Source organism: Paenibacillus jilunlii (assembly GCF_900102965.1).
GTDB classification, from domain to species: Bacteria; Bacillota; Bacilli; order Paenibacillales; family Paenibacillaceae; genus Paenibacillus_AQ; species Paenibacillus_AQ jilunlii.
Genome location: NZ_FNGM01000005.1, coordinates 111,204 through 132,601, shown reverse-complemented (window position 1 = coordinate 132,601; position 21,398 = coordinate 111,204). Strand labels below are relative to the sequence as shown.

At 52.7% G+C, this 21,398-nt stretch carries 16 protein-coding genes; 13 read left to right on the top strand and 3 right to left on the bottom strand.

Annotation, left to right across the window (positions count from 1 at the left end; translation table 11 throughout):
* Positions 1-6: 6 nt before the first annotated feature.
* On the bottom strand, positions 7-876 hold the full coding sequence (locus tag BLQ82_RS11280) for an AraC family transcriptional regulator (protein ID WP_062527156.1): 870 nt from the start codon (positions 874-876) through the stop codon (positions 7-9).
* A 128-nt stretch (positions 877-1,004) separates the two neighbouring features.
* Between BLQ82_RS11280 and BLQ82_RS11275 the strand changes: the two genes are divergently transcribed.
* Genes BLQ82_RS11275 through BLQ82_RS11260 form a run of 4 tightly spaced genes read left to right on the top strand, consistent with a single transcriptional unit; the run spans position 1,005 to position 6,135 of the window.
* Positions 1,005-1,847: an amidohydrolase family protein gene (locus tag BLQ82_RS11275; RefSeq protein WP_341874797.1), complete on the top strand. Its 843-nt coding sequence runs from the start codon at positions 1,005-1,007 to the stop codon at positions 1,845-1,847.
* A gap of 18 nt (positions 1,848-1,865) precedes the next feature.
* Positions 1,866-2,825, top strand: coding sequence for an aldo/keto reductase (locus BLQ82_RS11270; protein WP_062527160.1), 960 nt, complete (start codon positions 1,866-1,868; stop codon positions 2,823-2,825).
* Positions 2,826-2,827: 2 nt separating this feature from the next.
* Positions 2,828-3,847, top strand: a complete 1,020-nt coding sequence (locus BLQ82_RS11265) for a zinc-binding alcohol dehydrogenase family protein (protein WP_062527162.1) — start codon at positions 2,828-2,830, stop codon at positions 3,845-3,847.
* 38 nt (positions 3,848-3,885) lie between these two features.
* Positions 3,886-6,135 (top strand): glycoside hydrolase family 95 protein, encoded by a 2,250-nt coding sequence (locus BLQ82_RS11260; protein WP_425281077.1) that lies wholly within the window; start codon positions 3,886-3,888, stop codon positions 6,133-6,135.
* Positions 6,136-6,690: 555 nt separating this feature from the next.
* On the opposite strand, the gene BLQ82_RS31930 is transcribed toward BLQ82_RS11260, so the two are convergent.
* Positions 6,691-6,864 (bottom strand): hypothetical protein, encoded by a 174-nt coding sequence (locus BLQ82_RS31930; protein WP_157243855.1) that lies wholly within the window; start codon positions 6,862-6,864, stop codon positions 6,691-6,693.
* An 859-nt stretch (positions 6,865-7,723) separates the two neighbouring features.
* Between BLQ82_RS31930 and BLQ82_RS11255 the strand changes: the two genes are divergently transcribed.
* The 9 genes from BLQ82_RS11255 to BLQ82_RS11215 all read left to right on the top strand — a co-directional run bounded on the left by BLQ82_RS11255 (position 7,724) and on the right by BLQ82_RS11215 (position 20,540).
* Complete coding sequence (locus tag BLQ82_RS11255; RefSeq protein WP_062527164.1) at positions 7,724-9,391, top strand: type 2 periplasmic-binding domain-containing protein; 1,668 nt, start codon at positions 7,724-7,726, stop codon at positions 9,389-9,391.
* Between the two features lie 98 nt (positions 9,392-9,489).
* Complete coding sequence (locus tag BLQ82_RS11250; protein WP_143013406.1) at positions 9,490-10,476, top strand: ABC transporter permease; 987 nt, start codon at positions 9,490-9,492, stop codon at positions 10,474-10,476.
* Positions 10,477-10,490: 14 nt separating this feature from the next.
* Positions 10,491-11,402, top strand: coding sequence for a carbohydrate ABC transporter permease (locus BLQ82_RS11245; RefSeq protein ID WP_062527166.1), 912 nt, complete (start codon positions 10,491-10,493; stop codon positions 11,400-11,402).
* Between the two features lie 128 nt (positions 11,403-11,530).
* A complete protein-coding gene (locus BLQ82_RS11240; RefSeq protein ID WP_062527167.1) occupies positions 11,531-13,060 on the top strand; it encodes a response regulator transcription factor in 1,530 nt (509 codons plus the stop codon).
* A 25-nt stretch (positions 13,061-13,085) separates the two neighbouring features.
* A complete protein-coding gene (locus BLQ82_RS11235) occupies positions 13,086-14,891 on the top strand; it encodes a sensor histidine kinase (RefSeq protein WP_062527170.1) in 1,806 nt (601 codons plus the stop codon).
* Entirely contained in the window at positions 14,884-16,407 is a 1,524-nt protein-coding gene (locus BLQ82_RS11230; protein ID WP_062527172.1) for a response regulator transcription factor, read from the top strand. The genes BLQ82_RS11235 and BLQ82_RS11230 overlap by 8 nt, the downstream gene beginning before the upstream one ends.
* Before the next feature lie 95 nt (positions 16,408-16,502).
* Positions 16,503-17,525, top strand: a complete 1,023-nt coding sequence (locus tag BLQ82_RS11225) for an endo-1,4-beta-xylanase (protein WP_341874796.1) — start codon at positions 16,503-16,505, stop codon at positions 17,523-17,525.
* A gap of 45 nt (positions 17,526-17,570) precedes the next feature.
* A complete protein-coding gene (locus tag BLQ82_RS11220; protein WP_062527174.1) occupies positions 17,571-18,998 on the top strand; it encodes a glycoside hydrolase family 43 protein in 1,428 nt (475 codons plus the stop codon).
* 27 nt (positions 18,999-19,025) lie between these two features.
* Positions 19,026-20,540: a glycoside hydrolase family 43 protein gene (locus BLQ82_RS11215; RefSeq protein WP_062527176.1), complete on the top strand. Its 1,515-nt coding sequence runs from the start codon at positions 19,026-19,028 to the stop codon at positions 20,538-20,540.
* Between the two features lie 26 nt (positions 20,541-20,566).
* On the opposite strand, the gene BLQ82_RS11210 is transcribed toward BLQ82_RS11215, so the two are convergent.
* Complete coding sequence (locus BLQ82_RS11210; RefSeq protein WP_062527178.1) at positions 20,567-21,328, bottom strand: helix-turn-helix transcriptional regulator; 762 nt, start codon at positions 21,326-21,328, stop codon at positions 20,567-20,569.
* Between the last annotated feature and the right edge of the window lie 70 nt (positions 21,329-21,398).

Below are 21,398 nucleotides of genomic sequence, written 5' to 3'. Positions count from 1 at the left end.
AATGCCTCAGTGTGGCCGGTTGCCCTTCCGGTAAGCAGCGGGAGTCATGTCCGTATATTTTTTAAACGTGCGGTAAAAATGGGGCATGCTCTCAAAGCCGCAGGCCATGGCAATGTGCTCAATTTTGTCGTTGGACTGGAGCAAGCCGTCCTTGGCCGCAAAAATCCGTTTGGTCGAAATATAATCGGTCGCGTTCATACCTAACCGCTGCTTGAAGACGCGGCTGAAATGGGCCGGGGATACGGCCGCCCGTTTTGCCAGCGCCCCCAGCTCCAGCGGCCGGTCCAGATGGTCGTTGATATAGGCGAGCGCTTCCCGGAACCAATCCGGGACCAAGGCGTTCGGTGCGCCCGGCTCGGCCGCCTGCGGCAAGCAGTACCGGTTCAAATGAAGCAGCGCGAGATGGAGCAGCAGCGCCATGGCCTGCCCGCCGTCCGGGCGTCTCTGCTCCCATTCAACGTGGATGGCCCCGATATCGCTTTCTACGATTTGGGCGTGTTCGGGAGGCAGGGAATATTTGTACTGCTTATTCTTCTTGGCTGCGTCAAACAGCTTCAGATAGGCGTATGCCTCACTGAATGCGTGGTTATGAATAAGATCCGGGCTGAAAAAAACGGCGGAGGACGTCACCGGCTCCTCTTTGTCGGGAAATCCCCGGTGCACCGTGTTTCCGGGAACGACGATGACATCGCCCTGGCGCATCTCGTAAAACGTCTGATCGATAAAAAAAGTCCCTTTTCCCCGGTAGACGTATACGAACTCATACCAGTGATGCTGATGGTCTGGAAGCTCGCGCTGCGGGCTTTTCGTTTCCTTGTAATCCAAAAGCAGAGAAAACGGCAGCTCGTTGTCAAAAACCTTGCGGATCGGTTTCATGGCCCTGCCTCCTTAGTTAAACCTATAGTTTCTTACAGTCATCATATCAAAATAAGGTATAAATTTGTTTGTTTAAGCTATTTTTATTCTTTTATCGGATGTTTAAAATAAGATGGAATGGAGGTGGGATGATGCGTATTGACGCTCATCAGCATTTTTGGAGGATTGACCGAAACGACTACGGCTGGATTACACCTGAAATTCCGGTGCTGTTCCGGGATTATCTGCCCTCCGACCTTGAACCGCATTTGCAGAAACACGGGATCAGCCGCACGATTGTGGTACAGGCTGCACCCACGGTGGAGGAAACCGAATATATTCTTGGATTAAGCGGTCAAGCCGATTTCATAGCCGGGGTGGTCGGTTGGCTGGACCTTGAGAACCCGTCATACAAAGCGCAATACCGGCGGTTCTGCGGGCATCCGAAATTCATGGGAATCCGCGTGATGATACAGGAGATGGACGATCCCGGCATTCTTTTATCAACCCCTTATGTAGAAGCGCTTTCATATTTTGCGGAAAAGGATCTTCCCGTTGACCTGCTTGTCCTGGCGGATCAGCTTCCGCAGCTGATTCAATTGCTGGATCGGGTTCCCGGACTCAGGGGGGTTATCGACCATCTGGCGAAGCCGCCGATTGCTTCGGGCAGCTTGGAGCCGTGGCGAAGCCATATGGCGGAAATTGCGCAGCACCCTGGCATTTACTGCAAGTTGTCCGGGATGGTGACGGAGGCTGATCCCCAGGGCTGGAAGCAAGAGGATTTCACTGCTTACGTGCATGGAGTGCTGGACCTGTTTGGACCCGAGAGGCTGATGTTCGGCAGCGATTGGCCCGTGTGCCTCATGGCTGCAACCTATGATGAGGTTGTTGAGGCATTGCGGCAAGTACTGCAGGAGCGGCTGTCGCCGCAAGAGATGGAGCCCATCTTCGGAGCAAATGCGGCGAGGTTCTACAAGTTAAAATTATCATAACAATGGAGGTTCAACGCGATGAAATACAGAAAGCTGGGAAATACGGGCCTGGACGTCTCTGTGCTTAGTTACGGGGCGTCTTCGCTGGGAAGCGTATTCCGGGATGTTCCGAAGGAAGAGGGAATCCGTACGGTCCATACCGCCATCGACATGGGAATTAATCTGATTGATGTATCCCCGTATTACGGGTTGACGAAGGCAGAGATGGTGCTGGGAGAGGCACTGCGGACGGTTCCGCGGGACCGGTATATTCTAAGCACGAAGGCGGGACGTTACGGCCAGGATGAATTTGATTTCTCCAAGGAAAGGGTCATCCGCAGCGCGGAAGAAAGCATGACCCGGCTGGGAACAGACTATCTGGATATTTTGCTGCTGCACGACATCGAATTCGGCCGGATCGGGCAGGTGATGGAAGAAGGGATTCCGGCTCTTAAGGAATTGAAGCAATCCGGGAAGATCCGTTTCTACGGGGTGACCGGCCTGCCCTTGAACATCTTCGAAACGGTATTATCCCGTACGACTCTGGATGTTGTCCTGTCGTATTGCCATTATTCCCTGAACGATACGACGCTGCTTCGCCTCCTTCCGCTGCTGGAGCGGCAGGGAACCGGACTGATGAATGCGTCGCCCATTTCCATGGGCCTGCTGAGCAGCCGCAAGGTGCCTGACTGGCATCCGGCGGGCGGGGACATCCAGGCTGCGTGCAAGCGCGCCGCCGAATATTGCCGGGACAAGGGAGAGGATATTGCGAAGCTGGCGGTCCAGTTCTCCACAGCGAATGAACAGATCCCGACAACATTGGTAAGCACGGCGACACCGGCAAATATCCGCAACAATATATTGTGGACAGAAGAGCCGATGAACGAACAATTGCTGGAGGAAGTGCTGGACATTCTGAAGCCGGTCGACGGTGCAACATGGCCGAGCGGCCGGGCGGAGTGGAACGAAGAGCGAAATCAGAACGGGGAGCGAATATAATAATGAAAGGAATTATCTGCGGGGAAATCGGGAAATTCGTGTACAGGGAGGATCTGCCGGAGCCGCAGCCACAGGCCGGCGAAGCGATTGTCAGGATTCGCCGGATCGGCATTTGCGGTACCGATCTCCATGCGTTCCGGGGCAACCAGCCTTATTTCACCTACCCGCGCGTGCTTGGGCATGAGCTGTCCGGAACGATTGAGCACATCGGCGACAACCCGGAAGGGCTGCGGGTCGGTGACCAGGTCAGTGTCATTCCCTATCTTCATTGCGGCGAGTGCCGGGCCTGCCTGAGCGGCAAAACCAACTGCTGTCAGCAGATGAGGGTATTCGGCGTTCATTTGGACGGCGGAATGCGGGAGCGGGTGTCCTTGCCTGTACACAATCTATTAAAAACAGATGGGCTGACGCTGGATCAGGCGGCGATGCTGGAGCCGCTGGCGATCGGCGCGCACGCCGTCCGGCGGTCGGGTCTTGGCGCCGGCGATCAAGTCCTGGTTATCGGTGCAGGCCCGATCGGGCTGGGCGTCATGGCGATGGCCAGATATGCCGGTGCCAAGGTGACCGCCATGGATGTAAACGATGAACGTCTGGACTTTTGCAGGAAATGGGCGCAGGCGGAGCATACGGTGAGCGCACTGCGGGAGCCGAAGGAACAGTTGTCCAAGCTTACAGAAGGCAGCTTCCTGCCCTATGTGATCGATTCCACCGGCAGCATCTCCTCGATGGAAAGTGCCTTTGGGCTTGTCGGCCATGGAGGAACTTTGACCTATGTTGGCTTGGTGAAAGGTATGATTACCTTCAATGATCCCGATTTTCATGCGCGCGAAATGACGGTGCAGGGCAGCAGAAATGCCACCCGGGAGGACTTTGAGCGTGTGCTTCAAGCCATCAGGGACGGTTACATCGATGTCAGCAATTACATTACCCATCGTAGCAGGTTCGAGGACATGATCGAACAGTTCGAGAACTGGCTCAAGCCTGAATCGAAGGTGATTAAGGCGCTGGTAGAGTTGGACTAATCACGAGGCCGTATTATGCGGATTGAAGGAGCGGATCAATGATGACAAGCATGGAACATAAGCAGCAGTTGTGGTACAGCCAACCGGCGCGGGAATGGAACGAGGCTCTGCCCATTGGAAACGGGCGGCTCGGTGCTATGATTTTTGGCGGCATAGCCGAGGAGAAGCTGCAGCTCAATGAGGATTCCGTATGGTACGGCGGTCCCCGTGACCGCAACAACGAAGACGCGCTGCCGCATTTGCCCGAGATCCGCAGGCTGATTCTGGAGGGAAAGCTGGGGGAGGCTGAGGAGCTGGCTGCCATGTCGATGGCGGGACTGCCCGAAGCGCAGCGGCATTATTTGCCGCTGGGCGAACTGCTGCTATCGTTTGGCGGCCACGGGCAGCCTGCCGTGGACTACAGGAGAGAGCTTGATTTGGAGCGCGGCGTTTCCCGGATCAGCTATGTGACTGGCGGGGTCCGGTATACCCGCGAGCTGTTTGCGAGCTGCCCGGATCAGGTTATGGTCCTCCGGTTTTCCTCCGACCATAAGAACGGAATTTCTCTTAAAGCGCGGTTTAACCGCCACAACTGGAGATACCTGGAGAAGACGGAGAAATGGCAGAACAGCGGACTGGCTATGAGCGGTGATTGCGGCGGCCATGGGGGCAGCTCCTTTGCCGCTGTCTTGAAGGCAGTTGCAGAAGACGGCCTCTGCCGGACCGTCGGCGAGTATTTGCTTGTGGATGGGGCAAGCTCAGTTACGCTGCTGCTTGCTGCCGGAACGACATTCCGCCATCCCGATCCCGGGCTTTACGCCAAAAGACAGCTGGAAGAGCTGAGCCGGGTTCCCTACGAAGAGCTGCTGGCCCGGCATACCGCAGATTACCGCGGACTATATGGGCGGGTTACGCTTACGCTGCCGGAGAACCCGCATCTGAACGAGCTGCCGACGGACGAGCGGCTGAAGCGGTTTCAGAAGGGAGAGGAGGACAATGGCCTGATCGCGACCTATTTCCAGTACGGCCGCTATTTGCTTATCTCTTCCAGCCGCCCGGGCTCCTTGCCCGCGAATCTGCAGGGCATTTGGAATGACAGCTTCAGCCCGGCCTGGGACAGCAAATTCACGATCAATATCAATGCGCAAATGAACTACTGGCCTGCCGAAATCTGCAATCTGGCCGAATGCCATGAGCCGCTGTTCGATTTGATCGAACGGATGCGGGAGCCGGGGCGGGTCACGGCCAGGGTCATGTATGGCTGCGGAGGATTTACGGCGCATCACAATACGGATATCTGGGCAGATACGGCTCCGCAGGATACCTACCTGCCGGCGTCCTTCTGGCCGCTGGGCGCTGCCTGGCTGTGCCTGCATCTATGGGAGCATTACCGGTTCAGCCAGGACCGTTATTTTCTGGAGCAGGCGTATGAGACGATGAAGGAGGCGGCCAGATTCCTGCTTGATTATCTGGTGGAAGACGCCGAAGGCCGGCTGATTACCTGCCCGTCCGTCTCCCCTGAGAACACCTATAAGCTGCCGGGCGGCGAGTCGGGGGTGCTCTGCGCCGGGGCTTCGATGGATTTTCAGATCATTGAAGCGCTGTTTGGGGCCTGCATCCGCAGTGCGGAGATCATCGGCAGGGACGAGGCGTTCCGCGAAGAACTCGCCGCCGCACTGGCCCGGCTGCCCAAAGCGCAAATCGGAAAATACGGGCAGATTCAGGAATGGATGGAGGATTATGAAGAGGCGGAGCCGGGGCACCGCCACATCTCCCATCTGTTTGCGCTGTACCCCGGCGATGCCTTCACCGTGGAGCATACGCCGGAACTGGCCAAAGCCGCCCGGACGACGCTGGAACGCAGGCTGGCCGGCGGCGGCGGCCACACCGGCTGGAGCCGGGCCTGGATCATTAACTTTTGGGCCAGATTGATGGATGGGGGCAAGGCCTATGCGAATGTCCGCGCTCTGCTGGATCATTCTACGCTGCCCAACCTGTTCGACAACCATCCTCCGTTCCAGATTGACGGGAATTTTGGAGGAACGGCGGGGATTGCCGAGATGCTGCTCCAGAGCCACGCCGGGGGACTCAAGCTGCTGCCTGCGCTGCCGACAAGCTGGAGTGAGGGCAGCGTCAAGGGCCTGCGGGCGAGAGGCGGGTATACCCTCGATTTTACCTGGGCGGAGGGGCTGGTTATGGAAGCAGTTGTGACTTGCACGGTATCCGGTCCTTGCCGGCTGGAAGGTCCCGGTCTTGATCCCGTTGTGTTCACCGGGGAAGCCGGAAGCTCTTATACGTTCATCCGGTAAGTGTTAATAGGAAGAAGCCTGTGCTGTCATCGTTTAGGAAGTTATGTAATATAACTTGGCAGCCTGAGATGATATAGGCGGGGGAGCAGGATTGGGATCTATTTGCGGAGTGAAGCGGATAGAGAAGGGGGCAGAGAAGGGGATAAAGAAGCGGACAGAGAAGCTCTTATTTTGTGAAAAAGTCCGACTTTCGAGCGGATAAGGACTCAGGCGACGTTATATTGTTCGATTGAGCCTGGAATAAGGGGGAAAAGGACAAATAACGGAAACTCTGGAACTAGAATTCAGTCCGGATGCCCGGCTGAATGGACAAACCCCTGTCAAATAACGGATTTCCTGTCTGCATCAGCCCCGGATCGATCGTGAAGGGAGCTGATCGTGCCGCAGAGGCACTCACACGCACATGATGAAATCGCATAGTCAACAACCGATGTTCTACCCACGCGATGCGGGCGAGAGTGGCGAAGGCCGATTGGCCCGTAAACAACGGCAAAAGTGCCGTTGTTTAAGCGCCACCGGCGGTCTTGCCCGGAAACAAAGGCAGAAATGCCGTTGTTAAAAGCGCCGTCGGCGGTTTTGCCCGGAAACAAAGGCAGAAATGCCGTTGTTGAAGCGCCGCCGGCGGTTTTGCCCGGAAACAACGGTAGAAATGCCGTTGTTGAAGCGCCGCTGGCGGTTTTGCCCGGAAACAACGGTAGAAATGCCGTTGTTGAAGCGCCGCTTGCCCATTGGCTTGTATTTTGGAAGATATAAAGCTGGGGGATCTGCCGGTCTATAGCTCCTTATTCCAACGAGCGCCTGCAAACCGGCTTCTTCGCAAGCGTTAGTTGGAAAAAGGGAGCTTATTTCTCCCCAAAATCAAGAATTATGAGATTTAAGTGGAAAAAGGAAACTTAATTGGGCCATATTCCCTCAGTAGGATCGAAATGAGCTAAATTAGTGTACCTTTTTCCACCTAGCTCTGTGGAGATAGGGTGCGCGAGCAAATTAGTTATACTTTTTCCACTTGGAGTTGCCTTAGGATTATGGGGAGTTGTGCTCCAGGTGACGCCAGACTGAAATCCAAGACGGTTGCACCGTCCAATGAAGGATGGCGCAGCCGTCTTGAGTATCCAACCCGGTGCCCCTGCCCAGCGAAGGCGTCGCCGTCTTGTATATCCAACCCGGCGCCCTGTCCAGCGAAGGCTCAGCCATCTTGTATATCCAACCCGCCTGCCCTGTCCAGCGAAGGCGCGGCCATCTTGTCCATATCCAACCCGGCGCCCCTGTCCAGCGAAGGACGGAGCAGCCGGGTTGTCTGTATAATAGAATAGTGCTGGCTGGGGTTGGCGTATTAACGCCAGCCCTATTCTGCCGGGACAGGGGCTTCGCCCCGGGCAATCCATTTCTGTAGTCTGGTGTAGACAAGCCTTGTATAGAAACAAGTCTACGGAGTACATGAACAGCAAACGTTTTCATTGTATCGTATTTTTGGGGGGGAAGAACTATATTTTATGAATTGGAAGCGCATTCTTGAAAGGTATAATTATAGTTGTCACCAGGTAATTGACAGTAACACAAGCACTAGTCAAAAAGGGGAGGCATAACCATGCATAAAACGGCAAAACGTTCGGCCCGGGCACTGGCAGCCGGTGCATTCGCACTTACACTGGCACTGGCAGGCTGCAGCTCGAACAACACGAACAGCAACACTGCTAATGGGGGAACCGCTAGTCCAGCGGCGAACGGAGACGACAATGCTCCGGTAACATTCTCGGTATTTATGAGCGGTCCCGGGCAGCAGCCTACGGCCGACAACAAGATTCTCAAACTGATGAAAGACAAAACCGGCGTCAGCTTCAATATGGAGTTTCTGGTGGGCGACCTGCAGCAGAAGCTGGGGGTAATGATTGCCGGAGGCGACTACCCGGACATTATGTCGGGCGATGACAAATTAATCAATGCCAAGGCTTACATTCCGCTTGAGGATCTGATCGAGAAGTATGCTCCCAACCTGAAGAAGCATTATGCCGCGGTCTGGAATCAGATTAAAGATGAGAGCGACGGCCACATCTACGTGCTGCCAAGCTATGGTGTATATCAAGGTAAAATTACTGAACCGACTTACCAGGGACCAGGCTTCTGGCTTCAAAAGGCCGTACTTGAGGAAATGGGCTATCCGTCACCGAAGACCCTGGATGAGTATTTCGATATCATTGCCAAATATAAAGAAAAGCACCCGGATATGATTGGATTTGAATCGCTCAACTTCGACTGGCGGGTATTCCCGCTTCAGAACGCTCCTGAACACTTGTCGGGACATCCGAATGACGGGGCCGTTATTGTAGACAACAACAAAGCGCAGATTTTTGCCGATAAGGACATTTCCAAGACCTATTACAAGAAGCTTAATGAAATTAACGCTCAAGGTTTGATGGATAAAGAAGCCTTCGTGCAGAACTACGACCAGTACTTGGCCAAAATCGCCAGCGGCAAGGTCATCGGCATGTTTGACCAGCACTGGAACTTCCAGGATGGGGAAACCTCTTTGATCTCCCAGGGCAAAATTGAAAATACGTATATCGGCTTCCCTCTGCTCTATCCGGGCGCTGAGGAATGGTATCGCGACCGCGGAGCGGTCGGCACCAACCGCGGCTTCGGGATCTCCATCAACGCCAAGGACCCTGTCCGGATTATCAAATTCTGGGATCAGATGATCACAGAAGAATGGCAGAAAACGATCCAATGGGGAATCAAAGGCGAAGATTATGAAGTGAAGGAAGACGGCACATTCTACCGGACGCCGGAACAACGGGCGAACGCAGATAAAACCAGCTGGCAGGTGGCTAACAAAATCACAACCATGCATGGATATATGCCTAAGATTCAAGGTACCTACAGCGACGGGAATGCAGCAGATCCCGGAACTCAGCCGCAGGAATTCTTCGACAGTCTGAAGCCTTACGATCAGAAGATCCTGAAGGCGTATAACAAGAAATCATGGTCTGAATTCTTCAAGGAACCCAAAGAAAATAATATCTACTTCCCTGCCTACTCCATCGTTCTTAAGGATGGTTCGCCTGCCCAGCTGGCACAGTCCAAGCTTAATGACCTTCAAGTCAAATATTTGCCGAAGGCCATTATGGCCAGTCCGGATGAATTTGAAAGTGTCTGGACGGATTATGTCAACCAGATCCATAAGCTGGATATCAAGGCATATGAAGACCGGATTAATGAAGGAATCCAGCAGCGCATCAAAAACTGGAGCGTGAAGTAGTGTAATTCAAAGCCGGGAACAGAGCGGGAAATACGATTTCCCGCTCTTCATTAATCCGGATAGTGTGGAGAGATGATCTTACAGGAGGGAAACACTACATGTCTGATACCGTACTGGACAAACAGGTCAAAACACAGAAGACCCGAAAACGCAGAGTCGATCCGGAAATCGGTGTGAGCCTTAGCTGGAAAACGCTAAAAATGCAGAAGCAGCTTATTTTCATGTCAGTGCCGATTGCCATTTATCTGCTTATCTTTAACTATGCGCCCATTTGGGGCTGGCTGATGGCCTTTCAGAACTACCGTCCGGCGCTATCCTTCGGCAAGCAGGAATGGGTAGGCCTGCAGCAGTTCAAATTTCTATTTTCGGATGAGACCTTTATGATGGTGCTGCGCAACACGGTCGCCATGAGCTTTATTAACCTTGTGCTTGGTACTGTTACGGCAATCGGCCTGGCTTTGCTGCTGAATGAGATCAAAGTCAAGTTTTTCAAGCGTATTGTTCAGTCGATATCGTATTTGCCGCATTTCTTGTCCTGGGTTATCGCAGCGGGCATCGTTGCCACTTCGCTGTCGGTTGACGACGGGATTGTCAATATAATCTTGATGAAGCTGCACTTGATTAAGGAACCGATTATGTGGCTCAGTGAAGGGAAATATTTCTGGGGCATTGTCGGGGCTTCGAACGTGTGGAAAGAGGTGGGCTGGGGCACCATTATTTATCTGGCGGCCATTACCTCGATCGATCCTTCTCTGTATGAGGCAGCGTCCATGGATGGTGCCAAGCGTTTTCAGAAGATGCGCTATGTCACTCTTCCGGGGATTAAAGCCACATTCGTTATTTTGCTGATTATGAACATCGGACATATTCTGGATGCCGGCTTCGAGCTTCAATATTTGCTTGGCAACGGGCTTACTGTAGACTGGTCGCAAACCATTGATATCTTTGTACTGAAATATGGGATCTCTATGGGGAATTATTCTCTGGCTACGGCGGCAGGGATCTTCAAAACCATCGTCAGTGTCATTCTTGTATTCATCGCAAATTATATCGCAAAACGCCTCGGCGAAGAGCGGTTAGTATAGAGGAGGAAGCCCATATGAAAGCTGTGACGAAAAGTTCAAGCCGCATTGAGCCGGTTGTGTTTCATACGATCAACACGATATTTATGCTCTTTGTGGTGGCCATCACGCTATATCCATTCCTCCACACGCTGGCTGTTTCTTTAAATGACGGCAGTGACACTCTTGCCGGCGGAATTTATTTCTGGCCCCGTGCCTGGACCTTGGAGAACTATAAAGCCGTCTTTATTTCAGGGACGATCTACCATGCCGCTTTTATCTCCGTGTCCCGTACGGTGCTCTCGACGGTATTCGGCGTTTTTCTGACCACCATGCTGGCGTATACACTGGCGCAGCCGCAATACATTCTCCGTAAAAAAATCAGCATGCTGTTCATCCTGACCATGTATTTCAATGCCGGCCTGATTCCGAACTACTTCCTTATTAAAGAGCTGGGCTTGCTCCATAGCTTTTGGGTCTATATCCTGCCAAGCCTGGTCAGCGCGTTCAACCTGATTATCATGCGGACGTATATCCGCGGCCTTCCAGGGAGTCTCACGGAGTCGGCGAAGATCGACGGGGCGGGGGATTTCAGAATCTTCTGGAAAATCATTTTCCCGTTGTGTACTCCCGTCCTGGCAACTGTAGCCTTGTTCATCGCTGTAGGCTCATGGAACGCCTGGTTTGACACGTTCCTGTACGCATCCTCGGATATCAAGCTGAGTACACTGCAATATGAAATGATGAAGCTGCTCGGGTCCACCATGAGCACGAACAACGATCCTTCCTTGCTGGCAGGCAATCAGCACAATCAGACGCAGGCATTGGTTACACCGGCTTCCATCCGTGCAGCCATCACCATCGTTACCGCAGTGCCAATCTTGTTCGTCTACCCTTTCTTGCAGAAATATTTCGTGGTAGGATTGAACCTGGGAAGTGTTAAAGAATAACTGAACTTATCTATTTAAAAGGGTCATAGGTGAAGAACAACCGTTTCGGCAGTGACCGAAGCGGTTTCTCCTGTTCAACAACTGTCAAGCTTGCCGGAATCAAAATTCAGATATAAGTTGGTGATACAATGCTAAAGGTAGTGTTTGCCGATGATGAGCCGCTGATGCTGGAAGGGCTGCGGTTCCTGGTGGACTGGGAGGAACTGGACTTCGAAGTGTGCGGCGAGGCCCTGGATGGCGAAGATGCGCTGCAGCTTATTCATAACACCCGGCCTGATGTGGTCATAACCGATGTACGCATGCCTGTGATCGACGGCCTTGAACTCATTGAGAAATTTTCTGAAAGCGATTTCCAGCCTAAGTTCATCATCTTTAGCGGATATGCTGACTTTGAGTATGCCAAGAAGGCACTTAAGTATGGTGTGTCCAACTACTTGACCAAACCCCTGGATGAAAAAGAACTGACCGAGGCACTGCAGGCCGCAGCCCGGCAAATACACGCTGAGCGCAAGCTGGCTTCACGGCGCGAAGCGGTTTCCGCCTTCATGCAGGTGGAAACCGTATCCCGTCTTCTGATGCGGGAGAACCCCCCGGAAGAAGAATTGGAAGCGGGGTTGAAGGCGCTTAATATCCGCCCCGATTCCCGGATCTGCTGTGTATTGGTCCGGGGGGCTTCGCTTGACAGCATGCAGCTGAGAAGCCAAGGCTGTGCCATGAACGCCAAGGAGCAGTTCCGCAATATCACCGCTTATCCTTTTACGGCCGGAAGCCATAAGCATGGCTATCTGCTGGTTTCCCCGCAGGAAGGCCCGGTGCTTGACCCGGAAATGCTGGCAAGCTGGGTCCATGAGGTGCGGACTGAGTACAGCGGTCCTGTTCTTTTCTCGGCAAGCCTTGAGCATCACGGGGCGGAGTTTCTGAATACTGCCTATCATGAAGCGCTGGCGGCTGGATTATGCAGGCCGGATTCGGGCAGCCGCGATATTGGTTTCTTTCGGAAGCAGGACAAGGATCAAATGGCGCTGCTTCCGGCAGGACTGAGGAAATCGCTGCTGCAATCCGTTACCGGAGGGGAGTGTGACCGGTTAAGCTCCCAATTGAGCGATGTATTTAGAATTTTCTCGGCGGATGTTGCTTCAAATGCATGGGTCGACGCCTTTCTGGCCAATATCAAAGCTGAGCTTCTCCGCGAAATCGGTGCCAGAGGCGGGGACCCGGCAATATGGGCGAAGAAGTGGTTTCCGCCACGGGTCACCGCTTGCTGCCTGCCGCTGCTTCAGCAGCAGACGGAGGAAGAGCTGCATGAAGCTGCGGAATGGTTTGCCGCAGCTGACAACAATCGGGAGGACGAGATCGTATCGGCCGCAATGGACTATGTCCGGGCGCATTATCAGGAGAAGCTGAAGCTGCAGGACATTGCGAAGGTGTTACATGTGAATTCCGCCTATCTGGGACAACGAATTAAGAAACACTGTGGCAGTTCTTTTAACGAATTTCTCCATGAATACCGCATTGAAGAAGCCAAGAAGCTGCTGCGCCGGACGGATATGAGCATTTCGGATATCTCGGGGCGCGTCGGTTATTCCGACGCGGATTTGTTCGCTGCCAAGTTCAAAGCGCTGAATGGCGTCTCGCCTTCGGTATACAAAAAGGGTTAATTTCACAGGGGAGGAGGGGAGCGGCATGAAGGGTAAACGGAAACCATCTGCCATCGTCAATGATATTCCGCTCAAATACAAATTTCTGTTTATCTATTTGCTGTGCGTTCTTGTCCCCATACTCAGCATTAACGCCCTCTTTTATGTTCAGATCAGCCGTAATGTGGATGCCCGTGAAAGAGGGAATCTTGAGATCTCTGTAGACCGGGTGGTTTATGATTTCATGCAAATCGTGAATGAATGTGTGGCGATAAGCAATACGGTTGCCGCAGACCGTGCTTTTAATGAAATCATGGATTATGCTTATCCGGATAACGAGGCTTATTATGAAGTCTATGACAATGTTCTGAGGGATAAGCTGCGGCAATACAGCAATCTGCATTCCTATATTTATTGGATGGGCGTGTATACTACGAATCCGACCATCCAGAATGGCAACAGTTACTTTGTGTTGTCCGACAGCGACAAGGAAAGTGAATGGTACCGTAAAATTTCCGGTAGCGAGGACAAGGTACTGTTAACCTCTTATCAGGGGACCAACCCGCTGAATCCGCCTCAGCAGGAAGTGTTTGTCAGCCTTATCCGCAAATTGGATAGCTTTACGGGACAGCCCTACAGCAAGTATCTGCGCATCGATCTGCGGTTGAACAATGTGCAGGAGCTGTTCCAGAAGGAGCGCGACTATTTGCGGTTCAAGCTCCTGGATGAGCAGAACCGCGTCGTGCTGGAATCGGATCATTCCTTTTACTCGCTGGATAAAAATGTCCTGTTAAACGTTGACACGGACAGCCAGTCGTCCAAGCAGATTGTCCGTACTTTGGGCAGTGCAGGATATACGAAAGGCTGGAAACTGACCGGAACTCCGGAAGGCCGGGAGATCAATCATGAGATGAGCCGCGCGCTCCGGGTTTCGCTGATTTTTGCTGTGCTGACGATCATTATCCCTACCCTGTTAATGATCTTTATTTTACAATCCTATAATTTGAGGGTAAGGCTGCTCTACAAACATATGAAGCTTGTCAAATACGAGCATTTTGAGAACATTGATATGTATGAAGGGAAGGACGAGATCGGCGGCCTGATCCGCAGCTTCAATCTGATGACGGAGAAAATCCGCAATTTGATCAATGATGTATATAAGCTGGAAATTCAGAAAAAGGACCTTGAGCTTGAGCGGGTAAGAGCCGAATTGAACTATCTGGAGAGTCAGGTGGACCCGCATTTCCTCTTTAATACGCTGAACGCCATATTGGTCATTTGCAAAAAATACAAGTATGAAGAGGTCACCGATGTGATCCGGAATCTGGCCCTTATTCTGCGCAGGCTGCTAAGCTGGAAGGACGATCTGATTACCGTCGAGGAAGAAATATCTTTTATTGAAATGTATCTGCAGATTGAAAAATTCCGCTTTCAGAGCCGGTTCACCTACGACATTGATATTGACCCCGCCGTGCTGAACTGCCGCATTCCCAAAATGAGCGTCCAGGCACTGGTGGAGAATTCCTGCAAGCATGGCCTGCAATCAGTCAAAGGTGCAAGGAAGATTCACGTGTCTGCTTCCATGAACGATGCAGGTTTGATGATTGTTGTGACTGACAACGGAAAGGGAATCGAGAAAGAGAAGCTGGATTGGATCGAGTCCCACCTGCAGGCGGAGCAAGACTCCGGTAAAAATATCGGGCTCCGGAATGTCTATAAGCGCCTGATGATGTATTACGACGGCAGAGCCGGATTCACCATTGAAAGCACCGAGTATGAACGGACGGCTATTACCATTCACATCCCCATAGACTTGGCTATGGCTCCAAGAGTGGAGGTATCCCATGTATAAAGTGGTTTTGGCTGATGATGAAACGATTGCATTAGAGGGATTAAGAACGTTGACCGATTGGGAGGAGCTGGGCTTCGAAATCTGCGGAGCCTGCGAGAACGGGGAAGAAGCGCTGACCGCGGTTGCCGAGTGCTCGCCGGACCTTGTGATTACAGATATCCGCATGCCCGGCATCGATGGATTGGAGCTGATCCGGCGTGTACGCCAGTTGGAGATGGAGCAGCCCATCTTCATCGTCCTCAGCGGTTACGGCGAGTTTGAATACGCACGGACAGCACTCCGTTATGGTGTGAGACATTATTTGCTGAAGCCAGTCGTTGAAGCGGAATGGGAGAAGGCGCTTGCGGCCATTTCGAACGAGCTGGACATGCGCGTTAAGCAGAAGATGCAGCAGAACATGCTGGCGAACCGGCTTCTTCCCGTTGCGATCGCCCGTATGCTTGAAGGGCAGTGGGTGGAGCCTGAAGAGGAGATTGCCGAACAAATGGACCGTCTGGACGAGACGGTTTCGGGATGGACTTATATCCATGTGGATGGCCTCAAAAGCAATATCACAGAAATCTGCCGGGAATTGGCTGGCCCGGAGGGCGCCTTGTTCATTGATTTGCCCGGCGATCAGGCGGGGCTTGTCGTGGAAAGCTCAGCACGGGCGGCGGAGCTGGCTAGGCGGATATATGCCGGGTTGTCATTGTCAAGGAACGGTGTGAAGGGGACTGTGAGCATCGGGCCGAGTGTGCAGTCTCTCCGGGAGCTGCCTGTCTCCTATATGGTGGCGGCAGGGGCTGCCGCCCGCCACTATTTCTATTCGGAGGCGGGCGGGCCCATTGACACCTCCACGGATGCCCGGAGCGAGCTTAACTATTCTCTTCCTTCCGCAGAGCTGACCGAGGAACTGATGAGCGCAGTGGAGAGATTGCAAGAGCAGAAAGCTTCGGATAAATTGAGTGAGATGTTCAGGTTGTTCGAACGGAATAGGACTGCGCCCGAAGTTGTACAGATGACGAGCATTGATATCATGCTGAAAAGCATAGAGCTGGTGCAGGAATTCGGAGGGACGGCTGAGCAGTGGAGCGACTCTTTTGAATTTTTTAAAACAAAGCCGAAGTCGCTTGCAGCGCTGGAAGACACCCTTGAGGTTTTGTTGTATTCATGTATGGAATATATCAGGCAGTTTAAGGAACGCGGCTCCGAGCATCCGCTTATACGGGTAGAGTGTTTTTTGAAGGACAATTATTTCAGGCCGTTGACCGTAAAAGAGATTGCGGAGCATTTTTATCTCAATCCGGTATATCTTGGGCAGGCTTTTATCAAGAAGAATGGAATCAGCATTCTCGAATATATTCATAATTTGCGCATCGAACATGCCAAAAAGCGGCTGCTCGGAACAAACGAAACCGTCCGGAGCATTGCGGAGAGTGTGGGTTATGTGCATTATCATCATTTTTTAAGAGAGTTTGAGAAGCGGACCGCGCTGAAACCGGTCGCTTACCGCAACCAGGCTCATTCTGAAGAATGAGGGGCAGGTTTCTTTAATTTGGTAATGGTAAACGCATACAAAAGCGATATCATTGACTTAAATGCCTGAACAACATTGTAATTAGGAGGTTATAGATGATGACACAGGCAAGCAGCGGATTACCCGCATTGCATGCATTGTTCCGGGACGCCTTCAAAATTGGCGCTGCGGTCAGCACTGATATTTTATCCGCCCAAGCTCCCTTCATTGCCAAGCATTTCAACAGCATTACAGCCGAAAATGCAATGAAGCCGGAGGAAGTCCAGCCGCAAGAAGGAGTCTATACCTTTGCTGCCGCCGACCGTATCTTTGAGTTCGCGGAGGCCAATCACATTGGAGTCCGGGGCCATACGCTTCTCTGGCATAACCAGACAGGCGATTGGATGTTCCGCAATTCGGCGGGCGGGCCGTGCACCAGAAAAGAGCTGCTCAGCCGCCTGCAAACCCATATCCATACGGTTGTGGGACGATACCGGGGGAAGGCCTATGCCTGGGATGTGGTCAATGAAGCCATTGAGGATAAATCCGATCAATACCTGCGGGATACGAAATGGCTGGAAATCCTCGGAGAGGATTATCTCCGGGAGGCTTTTGAAATGGCCCATCAGGCCGACCCGGACGCCTTACTGTTCTACAACGACTATAATGAGACCGATCCTGTCAAACGCGACAAAATCTACAGGCTGGTCCGCAGCCTGCTTGATCAAAAAACACCGATACACGGGATAGGCATGCAGGCGCACTGGAATATTTATGGTCCTTCAATCGGCGAAATCCGCAGTGCGCTTGAGTTGTATACTTCGCTTGGCGTTAGAATCCACATTACCGAGCTGGACCTCTCGATGTTCCGGTTCGAAGACAAGCGGACGGATTTGAAAGCGCCAACAGACGAGATGCTGAAGCTGCAGGAGGAGCGTTATGCAGAGATTTTTGCCCTGCTCCTGGAATATCGAAAGGCCATTGATTCCGTTACCTTCTGGGGTGTAGCTGACGACTATACGTGGCTGGACGGTTTCCCGGTCCGCGGACGTAAAAATTGGCCGTTCCTGTTCGACGAACACCGGCAGCCCAAAGCATCGTTTGGACGCCTTGCCGATCTGGCGGCTTCGAAATGGTAACACGTCATGAAGTTCGGCAAACTTAAGAAAAGTGGAGGAAATACAATGACAAGTCCGTTGAAGCAAGCAATTGGAAAGGTTCCGCCTAACGGCAATCCGCTGGTCGCGCATAGATATGGGGCCGATCCGTATGCCCTGGTGTTCGGGGACAGGGTCTATCTGTACATGACCAATGACGCGCTGGAGTATGACGGAAACGGTGTGGTCAAAGAGAACACCTACAGCAGTATCAATAAGATTGCGGTCATTTCCTCCAGCGATTTGGTCAACTGGACGGATCATGGCGAGATTGCGGTGGCAGGGCAGGAAGGGGCGGCCAAGTGGGCTACCCAGTCCTGGGCGCCTGCAGCGGTCCATAAGGTGATCGGCGGCAAGGATAAGTTCTTCCTGTACTTCGCCAATAATGCCAGCGGCATTGGCGTTCTGTCGGGGGACAGTCCGGTGGGACCGTGGATTGACCCTATCGGTGAGGCCCTGATTCTGCGTTCCACTCCGGGAGTCAAGGACGTAACCTGGCTGTTCGATCCGGCGGTTCTGGTGGATGATGACGGCAAGGGCTACATCTATTTCGGTGGCGGTGTACCGGAAGGACAGTTCGCGGAGCCTGGCACAGCACGGGTCATGAAGCTTGGGGATGACATGATCAGCGTAGAGGGTACTGCTGAGGTTATTCCAGCACCATTTATGTTTGAGGATGCCGGTATACATAAGCAGAAAGGCGTCTACTATTATACGTACTGTTCTAATTTCTATGACGGGGAACGTCCGGAGGGCAGTCCTCCTGCGGGAGAGATTGCGTATATGACGAGCAGCAAACCGATGGGCCCCTGGACATATCATCAGACGATTTTGAAGAATCCGGGACATTTTTTCGGAGTGTCAGGCAATAATCATCATGCGATTTTTCAATTTCATGACGAATGGTATATCGCTTATCATGCACAGACCTTATCCAAAGCAGAGGGGATTGCAAACGGCTACCGTTCGACGCATCTGGGCCGCCTCTCCCATAATGAGGATGGCTCTATTCAGAATATTGAAGCCGATTACAAGGGTGTGCAGCAGATCGGATGCTTCAACCCGTATCACCGCGTACAGGCTGCAACCATGGGGTGGAGTGCGGGCGTCAAGACGGAATATGGGGCATCTGTGGGAGAATGGCTTGTAACGGATATTCACAATGGCGACTGGATCGGGTTATCCGGGGTCGACTTCGGAAGCACAGGGGCAGGAGCATTCAGTGCTTCGGTCATAAGCCTTGAAGGCGGCGGTACGATCGGACTGCATCTGGATGACCCGGCAGGCGTATGGGTTGGCGAGCTGTCCGTTCCTGCTGCGAATGGGCCGGAGAAACGGCTGGAGTTAATGACGGAGGTTAGCGGTGCAGAGGGGGTTCACAACCTGTATCTGGTGTTTACGGGTACAACCGGTACCGGATTGTTCAAGCTGGAATCATGGCAGTTTCTGGAGTAGTGGAATCCATCCTAAGGGGGTAATGCAGTGAACACCGCCACCATAACCAATCCTATCATGTGGGCAGATGTTCCGGATGTTGACGTAATCCGGGTAGGACCTGTCTTCTATATGGTCAGCACCAGTATGCATTCCATGCCGGGCTGTCCGATTATGAAATCGGTTAACTTGAAAGATTGGGAAATTGTAAATTATGTCTATGATATCTTGGAGGATAACGATGCCCACCGGCTGCTGGACGGAAAAGGAATTTATGGCAAAGGCTCCTGGGCGGCATCCCTGCGTTACAAGGACGGGGTGTACTACGTTTGTTTCTCATCCAATGACATGGACCAGTTCTATATTTACCGGACAGAGGATATTGAGCAAGGAACATGGGAGCGTTCGGTGATCCCGGGGCTTCACCATGACCCTGGCCTGCTGCTGGATGATGATGGCCGCAGCTATGTGATCTACGGCAATGGTGATATCCGGATTAAGGAGCTGACGGAGGATCTGACGGCGGTGAAGCCCGGTGGAACCGCTCAACTGCTGCTTGAGGGAGAACGGGAAGACATTATGCTGCGGATCGAAGGCTGTCATGCGTACAAGCTGAACGGATATTACTATTTATTCTTTATTGAATGGCCAAGAACCGGCAATCAGCGCAGACGCCAGTTATGCTACCGTTCGCGCGGGCTTCTGGGTCCCTATGAACAGAAAATTATTCTCGACGATGATCTGGGCTACCATAATAACGGCGTGGCGCAAGGCGGCATTGTCGATACACCCGGTGGCGATTGGTACGCGGTGCTGTTCCAGGATCATGATGCTGTCGGGCGGATTCCCTGCGTGCTTCCTGTGAGCTGGGAGAACGGCTGGCCGGTCATCGGGGAGAACGGCAAAGCGCCTCAAGCTTTTGCGACGAAGCTTCCTGCTGCGGAGCCGAAGCCGCTTGTCATCAGCGATGAGTTCGACTATGAGAGCAACCGGCTGGCGCTGAACTGGCAGTGGAACCATAATCCCGACAACGGGTTATGGTCGGTCACTGAGCGGCCGGGCCATCTGCGGCTGCGCACCGGTCAGGCAGCGGACAGCATCCTGCGGGCGCGCAATACGCTGACACAGCGTACGGAAGGTCCCGCCTGCAGCGCGGAGACGGTGTTGGACCTCTCCGGTATGCAGCCCGGCGACCGTGCTGGTATGGCAGCCCTGCAAAACGGGTTTGGCACTGTCGGGATAGCGGCCGGGGAAGAGGGCCGGTTCAGCGTAGACATGTGTGTCAACGGCGGGGACGGCCGCGAGGAGATAGTGGAAAGTGTAGCGTTCACCGGCGACCGGGTGTATCTTCGAATAGATTTCAATTATGAGGATAGCCTGGATCAGGCCAGTTTCTTCTATTCGGAGGACGGAACCGGCTGGAAGCCGATTGGCCGGACGCTGCACATGAGATATACGCTGGATCATTTTATGGGGTACCGGATTGGCCTGTTCAGTTATGCGACCCAACCGTCCGGCGGTTATGCCGATTTCGATTATTTCCATTATATTAGGCAGAATTAGGCCTGTCCGTCCAGTCTCTTTATTATCTAGGCATGCTTATCCCGGTAGGCCCGGGGGGAGCAGCCGGTAAGCTGCCGGAACTGCCTGCAGAAATGCTCCACATTTGCATAACCGCAGAGCGCTGCAATCTCGGCAATTTTGTGGGGGCCAAAGACAAGCTTTTCTTTGGCCAGCCGAATCCGGCAATGAATGACATCCTCCATGCAGGAAATACCGAAGGTTGATTTATATATCGTCTGCAGATAGCCTGCACTTATGTGCAGATATTCTGCCATCGATGAAACGGTCCAAGGATGGCCCGGGTTATTGTACAGAGCCTTGCGCAATTCCAGAAGTTTATAGTATTGCGGACTCAACTTGTCTTGGGACGCTTCGTGAAGCTTATTAAACAAGATTCTAAACAAGTAGTCAATGGAAAGCTCCCGGTAGTCATTGTGAAAAGTGTTCTCCAATGTCAGCAGTTGAAACAACTGATGGCAGTAACCGGGGTCCGGCAGGGAAAATGGAACACCAACAGGCAAGGCCGACTCCGTAATATAGGACTCGTCCGCATCAAAACGGACCCAGTCGTTAACGTACTGTGTGGAGCAGGCACGGTAATGGATGGCATGGTTAGGCGGATATAGAACAGCGGAATGTGCCGGAAACTCCTTCAATTCTCCGGCAACCTCAAACAGCGCTGCGGTCTGTGTGAGCACCAGAAGCCAGGCATCCAGGCCATCGGGTATAGAGTACACAAAATCGTCAGGATGAGCAGCGTCAAATTCTACGTAGCGGATCTTGGGCATTAGCTTCCCCTTTCTTCGGATACATCAATTATTGAACAGGATATATCATTGTTTGGAATTCAGTATTTTT

Bases quoted from the DNA above. Each gene is read 5' to 3' on its own strand.
- BLQ82_RS11235 (WP_062527170.1), top strand. From the start codon at position 13,086: ATGAAGGGTAAACGGAAACCATCTGCCATCGTCAATGATATTCCGCTC.
- BLQ82_RS11270 (WP_062527160.1), top strand. From the start codon at position 1,866: ATGAAATACAGAAAGCTGGGAAATACGGGCCTGGACGTCTCTGTGCTT.
- BLQ82_RS11255 (WP_062527164.1), top strand. From the start codon at position 7,724: ATGCATAAAACGGCAAAACGTTCGGCCCGGGCACTGGCAGCCGGTGCA.
- BLQ82_RS11225 (WP_341874796.1), top strand. From the start codon at position 16,503: ATGATGACACAGGCAAGCAGCGGATTACCCGCATTGCATGCATTGTTC.
- BLQ82_RS11250 (WP_143013406.1), top strand. From the start codon at position 9,490: ATGTCTGATACCGTACTGGACAAACAGGTCAAAACACAGAAGACCCGA.
- BLQ82_RS11210 (WP_062527178.1), bottom strand. From the start codon at position 21,328: ATGCCCAAGATCCGCTACGTAGAATTTGACGCTGCTCATCCTGACGAT.
- BLQ82_RS31930 (WP_157243855.1), bottom strand. From the start codon at position 6,864: ATGGGCAAGCGGCGCTTCAACAACGGCATTTCTACCGTTGTTTCCGGG.
- BLQ82_RS11275 (WP_341874797.1), top strand. From the start codon at position 1,005: ATGATGCGTATTGACGCTCATCAGCATTTTTGGAGGATTGACCGAAAC.
- BLQ82_RS11230 (WP_062527172.1), top strand. From the start codon at position 14,884: ATGTATAAAGTGGTTTTGGCTGATGATGAAACGATTGCATTAGAGGGA.
- BLQ82_RS11220 (WP_062527174.1), top strand. From the start codon at position 17,571: ATGACAAGTCCGTTGAAGCAAGCAATTGGAAAGGTTCCGCCTAACGGC.
- BLQ82_RS11260 (WP_425281077.1), top strand. From the start codon at position 3,886: ATGATGACAAGCATGGAACATAAGCAGCAGTTGTGGTACAGCCAACCG.
- BLQ82_RS11265 (WP_062527162.1), top strand. From the start codon at position 2,828: ATGAAAGGAATTATCTGCGGGGAAATCGGGAAATTCGTGTACAGGGAG.
- BLQ82_RS11280 (WP_062527156.1), bottom strand. From the start codon at position 876: ATGAAACCGATCCGCAAGGTTTTTGACAACGAGCTGCCGTTTTCTCTG.
- BLQ82_RS11245 (WP_062527166.1), top strand. From the start codon at position 10,491: ATGAAAGCTGTGACGAAAAGTTCAAGCCGCATTGAGCCGGTTGTGTTT.
- BLQ82_RS11240 (WP_062527167.1), top strand. From the start codon at position 11,531: ATGCTAAAGGTAGTGTTTGCCGATGATGAGCCGCTGATGCTGGAAGGG.